This is a genomic window from Arthrobacter sp. 9E16, assembly GCF_002929435.1.
Lineage (GTDB): Bacteria > Actinomycetota > Actinomycetes > Actinomycetales > Micrococcaceae > Arthrobacter_B > Arthrobacter_B sunyaminii.
Window position 1 is genome coordinate 1 of sequence record NZ_PJIU01000014.1, and the last position, 808, is coordinate 808.

The 808-nt window shown below is 54.1% G+C and carries 2 pseudogenes; both read left to right on the forward strand.

Features of this window, described 5'->3' with window-relative positions:
- Window positions 1-297 (forward strand): annotated as a pseudogene (locus tag CXR00_RS17960) (hypothetical protein); the annotation flags it as partial.
- A gap of 16 nt (window positions 298-313) precedes the next feature.
- A pseudogene (locus tag CXR00_RS17965) lies at window positions 314-808 on the forward strand (iron ABC transporter substrate-binding protein); the annotation flags it as partial.

The window sequence follows — 808 nt, forward strand, 5'->3', positions numbered from 1 at the left end:
GCTGTCTTTTCGGTGACCGTTCCGCTGATGAGGGTCGGCATCACCTCGACGGTACTGCTGTATCTGATGCTCTCCATGCGTGAATTGAGTGCTTCCCTATTCCTCTTCACCTCAGAGACTCGGATCCTCTCAATTCTCGTCTTCGACAATTTCGATAATGGCCAAACCACAGGGGCCGCTGCCATCAGCATATTTTATGTCCTGGTAATCGCCATTCTCGCCATAGCAGCCCAGCTGGTTGGATCACACGATTCGTCAAAGAAGAAGAAATCCGCTTCGACCAAGAACGCCTTGTAGAAATAGGGGACTAACAGTGAAAACTCACAAGAAATTGAAGCTTGCAGGACTCGCCGCTGTAGTGGCCATCACAGTGTCAGCCTGCGGGTCAACCTCCGGCGCCAAAGGATCGGTTGTCCAGAACGATGCAGACGTTGAGACGACAAAGGGTCTCGTTATCGACGGAGAGCAGATCGCTGCGCAGGACGTCTACGACAAGGCCAAGGGCCAGACTTTGAACCTCTATACGGGATATCCCGAGGCGAATGAAAAGACCTTCATCGAGGCCTTCACGAAGGACACAGGAATCCAAGTCAACATGGTCCGGCTTCAGCCGAACCGACTGTCGGAGCGGGTTCTCTCGGAGCAGGGAGCCGACATGCTGAGCGCCGACGTCGTACGTATTTCCGACTATCGGCTTGCGGATGGTTTCAGCCAAGCTGGTGTCTGGCGTCCCTATACGGTTCCAGGCTCAGAAACGTTCGAGGAGGTCGTCATCAACTCCGGCGATTTCACTCGAACCCACAATGCC